4 protein-coding genes are annotated in these 4,811 nt (G+C 35.6%); all 4 read right to left on the bottom strand.

Annotated elements, in window-relative coordinates; genetic code table 11:
* Nucleotides 1-459: 459 nt before the first annotated feature.
* The gene (locus ACIQ7T_RS27880; protein WP_370079445.1) at nt 460-1,245 is read right to left on the bottom strand and encodes a CsxC family protein; all 786 of its coding nucleotides are present in this window, start codon (nt 1,243-1,245) and stop codon (nt 460-462) included.
* Between the two features lie 136 nt (nt 1,246-1,381).
* Nucleotides 1,382-3,055: a BC_2427 family protein gene (locus tag ACIQ7T_RS27875; protein WP_402875302.1), complete on the bottom strand. Its 1,674-nt coding sequence runs from the start codon at nt 3,053-3,055 to the stop codon at nt 1,382-1,384.
* A 616-nt stretch (nt 3,056-3,671) separates the two neighbouring features.
* Nucleotides 3,672-4,487 (bottom strand): CsxC family protein, encoded by an 816-nt coding sequence (locus tag ACIQ7T_RS27870; protein WP_370079449.1) that lies wholly within the window; start codon nt 4,485-4,487, stop codon nt 3,672-3,674.
* Between the two features lie 141 nt (nt 4,488-4,628).
* Nucleotides 4,629-4,811, bottom strand: a 183-nt coding sequence (locus tag ACIQ7T_RS27865; RefSeq protein WP_402875299.1) for a hypothetical protein, incomplete at its 5' end; no start/stop codon positions are given.

Below are 4,811 nucleotides of genomic sequence, written 5' to 3'. Positions count from 1 at the left end.
ACTATATCAACAACCGACCAAGAAAATGTCTTGGTTGGAAAACTGCAAACGAGGCTTTTAATGAGCAATTGTTGCACTTAATTTGACAAATCATCGAATAAAAAAACAGGCACCGTAGTATCGAGTACCTGCTTGTTAATAGGTCGTTCCACTAAAACCAAAAACAGCTATTTTATCCATCTTAATCCATTTATTTTAATTAAGACACCTGCTATTCCCCTCATCATTTTACAACTCTCTAGCTTCTCCCAATAAACCCTCGAAAGAAATCAATTTCTTTGGTTATAAAATTGTAAAAAGGCAGTTAAAAATTAGATTCAACCTAACTTTCAACTGCCTACTCGAATATTGGATTTTTATCAGTGCCAAATTAATATTACATGGTTAATTTTTCGATTACATTTTTTTGCAGTAAACTGCCTTTTTTCTTTGTTCTGCTCCCCTAAAAATTAGAGATTATCAAGGACTAGTAGGAGGAGTAAGTCCAAAAAGATTAGGAGTTATTACATTAGTGCCAGCTCCAAGGCGGACTTGTTGAACTTGCAGTACTTTTACAGTAAGCTCCAGCACGATTTTTTCACGTAATGTGCTGAAAGTGCCTTCTGGTGCTGCCATTTTTGGTGAGAAATCAAGTTCAAAGAAGTTTGCAGCTACTAACTCGCCAAATGGTTGTTCATTGTATTTAACGAGGTTTTGGAAGAAAGCCTTATCCAATCGAGCATCCATTTGCGTTTTTTCATTAAGGAAGTTCGCTTCGGCAAACTCGGAAATTCCTAAGATCGGAGTAGGGCCTCCAGGTGTTTGTGGGAAAGTAAGGTCTGTAAAGCCAGAAAACGGAACATCAGCAATTCTATCACGAAGCGCCCCATTGCATGCTGATGAAGCATATTCTATATTTTTGCGAATATGTCCCGCTACAAATAACTTAGCTCTTGTTACCGCAAAAAAGTCAGTGTTGTCAACACGTGTAAAAGCAACCGGTACTAATTTAACTTGATTTAAGAATACATTTTTTTTCACTCTTTTGATTTCAGTTGCTGCAGGAGTGAGCGTAATATCCGACTCCACAACGATTTGAAGTGTTGGTTCTGAAAGTACCACTGGAACTTTAATAGTTGGAGCCGTAACCGGTGTAGCGACTACTGGGGTAGTAGCACTAGTTAATGGCATTTGTTCAGTTGATGCCACTGGACAAGGTTCGACTTTACTAACGTGATTAACTTGATTATCTAATTGATCACTCAAAATGTTCCCTCTTTTCATTTTTTTTATGAGAATACTCATATCGCTAGAATATGTAGGGAATTAATCCATACATGGACATATACACTAGTTTTTTAAAAAAGAGTTTTTTAAACAGAGATATTAGTTCAAATATCCTTTAGAACTTTGGCACTCGAATTTTCTGTGCTTGTAGTAAATGAATGATTATTTCTAATACTATGTTTTGACACATTTGATTTGAATGAATTAATGACCCATTTTGTGCAGGTACTGCATTCCCAGTGTGAGATGCTGTATATTCAATACTCTGATGAATATAACCTCCAATAAATAAATTCCCCCTCAATGCTGAACATGTCCCATTACCTAATGATTGAGAAAACTGAGTAGGAACGAATCTACAATTGGTTAATACTACCTCATTCGAGATATCTTTAACTTCCACAATGCCTTTTTCAAATACGATATTCTCTTCAAGGCCTATTTCTATTTTATATTCCCCTACTACAACTGGAGCTCTAATGTGCATAAAGTCATCGGAACCGTAAGAGTGATGATTGGTTTCTCCTTTATTAATTGATTGTGTGTTATGTAAGGAAACTACAACTGATTTAGCCTGATTACCCTTCAGATTATTTTTATCATAAGTATCAGTTTTCGTTAAAAATACAATTTGATTAATTTTTGAGTGAACCAACCGACAATCAGGTTGTTCAGGATAATCCGTTGTAGTACTAAATAGTTTGGTTTCAAATTGCGGAGTAAGATGATTGTCTGGATCAAGAAAATCAAATGTATTTTTAACAATCTCACCACAGATAGGAGCATGAAGAAAATCATCAATTTCTACGTGAGTAGAGAATGGGCTTTTTTGGGTTTTAGAATATACTTTTCCTTGTACTGACTCAGGAAATGCATTAACACGATCTGTAAAATTGTTATTCTCCATCTCTTCTGTATCAATAAGACATATTATTTTCTTTCCAACATCAGATTTAGAAGGACTGCAAATTTCACGTTTAGAGTCTAGTTGGGGTGCAAAATCCTGTTCTTCTACAGGCTTGGTTTCTTCTCCATCTTCTAAATCAAGGGGATCATTCATTTCATCCCCTATATTAGTTTCAGAAGGAATGAGTAGTTCACAATCGGAATCTAGATGAGATGCAAAATCCTGTTCTTCCACAGGCTTGGTTTCTTCTGCAACGTTTGAATCAAGGGGATCATTCATTTCATCCCCTACATTAGTTTCACAAGGAATGAGTAGTTCACGATCGGAATCTAGACAAGCTACAAAATTCTGCTCTTCCTCTAGCTTGGTTTCATCTGTTTCTTCTGAATCAAGGGGATCATTCATTTCACTCCCCACATTCGTTTCAAAAGGAATAAGTAGTTCACGAGAATCTAAATGGGCTACAGAATTTTGTTCTTCCACAGGCTTGGTTTCATCTACATCGGCTGTATCAAGAGGATCATTCATTTCATCCCCTACATTAGTTTCAGAAGGAATGAGTAGTTCACAATTAGAATCTAGATGAGATGCATATTTCTGTTCTTCCACAGGCTTGGTTTCATCTACATCGGCTGTATCAAGAAGATCATTCATTTCATCCCCTACATTAATTTCACAAGGAATGAGTAGTTCATAATTGGAATCTAAATGTGATGCAAGGCTGGTTTCATTTTCTATATCAAAGAGATCATTTATAAAATCGGAATAAGGAGAATTTTGTTGCGATGCTTGATCCATTTCGCTGGGTTCAATTTGACAATTATATTTTTGTTCGGAACTTATCTCTTTCATCACTTTATAGTTAATCCATGGAGTTTGCATTAGTTCACTCCCAAATAATGTTTTTGATAAATATTGTGCAACATTTGATCCGTAAAATCCTACGATAAGAGAGACATGTTCAAAATCATTTTCTTCAGGCAAAACTCACGAAGTAACCTGTTTTCATTTACTTACGTTGCCATGATGAATAGGGATTGGTAAAAAACTGCCATTTCCATTTTCTCTAATGTTTGATAACAGCTAAACACTTTTTCTTCTATTTTTGCTCGAATATATGATAGATGTGTATAGCTTTTAATGAATGCCCCTTTTTTCGAATATTGTCAAACAACATCACTATGAGCTACTTTTATTTTGATCTAAGTGTTGCACTTATAATTACAATCCATATTATGCTTTATTTTCACTTTTGTCACAGAGTACTTTCCAAATCTCAGGTAGCAATTAAGATCCCATGTGTTTGAGAGACGATAGCACCCAAAATTTTATCTATCCACTTTTTTGTTTTCAACTCAATTATTTAATAGCATTCTTTTAATACAAAAAGCAGTTGAAAGTTCGATTTAACCGAATTTTCAACTGCCAACTCAAATTTTAGATTTTTTCAGTGCCCTCGAAATACCCTTTCTCTGTTATACTCCCCTAAAAACTGAGATTAACAACTAGGATTAGAAGGAGGAGTAGGTGGAGTAATAACCGGACTAACTGGAGGAGTAAGCCCTGTAAGAATAGGAGTTATAACATTAGTGCCAGCTCCAAGGCGAATTTGTTGAACTTGCAATACTTTTACAGTAAGCTCTAGCACGATTTTTTCACGTAATGTGTCGAAAGTGCCTTCTGGTGCTGCCATAACCGGTGAAAAATCAAGTTCAAAGAAGTTTGCAGCTACTAACTCGCCAAATGGTTGTTCATTGTATTTAACTAGATTTTGGAAGAATGCTTTATCCAATCGAGCATCCATTTGCGTAGTTTCATTAAGGAAGTTCGCTTCTGCAAACTCAGAAATCCCTAAAATCGGAGTAGGGCCCCCTACTGTTTGTGGGAAAGTAAGGTCTGTAAAACCAGAAAAAGGAACATCGGCAATTCTATCTTGGAGTGCCGCGTTACATGCTGCTGTAGCATATTCTATATTTTTGCGAATATTTCCCGCTACAAATAATTTAGCTCTTGTTACCCTAAAAAAGTCAGTGCCAGCAATACGTGCAAAAGCAACTGGTACTAGTTTTACTTGATTCAGGAATACATTTTTTTTCACTCTTTTGATTTCAGTTGCTGCAGGTGTAAGCGTAATATCTGCCTCCACAGCAATTTGCAATGTTGGTTCTGCAAGTACAACTGGAATTTTAATAGTTGGAGTCGTTAACGGTGTAGCGACTACTGGAGTAGTAGCAGTATTTAATGGTATTTGTTCTGTTGATGTTACTGGACAAGGTTCGACTTGATTTACTTGAATATCTGATTGATCACTCAAAGAAATTCCCTCTTTTCATTTTTTTAGTATTAGGGAGCGCTCTATATTAGAATATGAAGCACTTAAAACTATACATGGACTTGTATACTAGTTTTTTACTTTTAATCGAAATGAGATTTTTGAGTTGAGCATTGTTTTATCTTACTTGTGTTTTAAAGCTTTTCTTTTAAAAATCGAACCTATTCTAACGAGTTTATTTGGTCTACAATGCAAAAGAGCCGATTCGAATTTTAAAGTGTACCCTTTGTAAAGGACATTTTGAAAAAAAGCTAAGCAACCTTTTGAAGCTGCTGTCTGTATTTTGCAGGCGGCAGCTTTTTCAAG

Source organism: Lysinibacillus sp. NPDC096212 (genome assembly GCF_044763105.1).
Taxonomy (GTDB): domain Bacteria; phylum Bacillota; class Bacilli; order Bacillales_A; family Planococcaceae; genus Lysinibacillus.
This window is presented reverse-complemented; position numbering and strand designations above follow the sequence as displayed.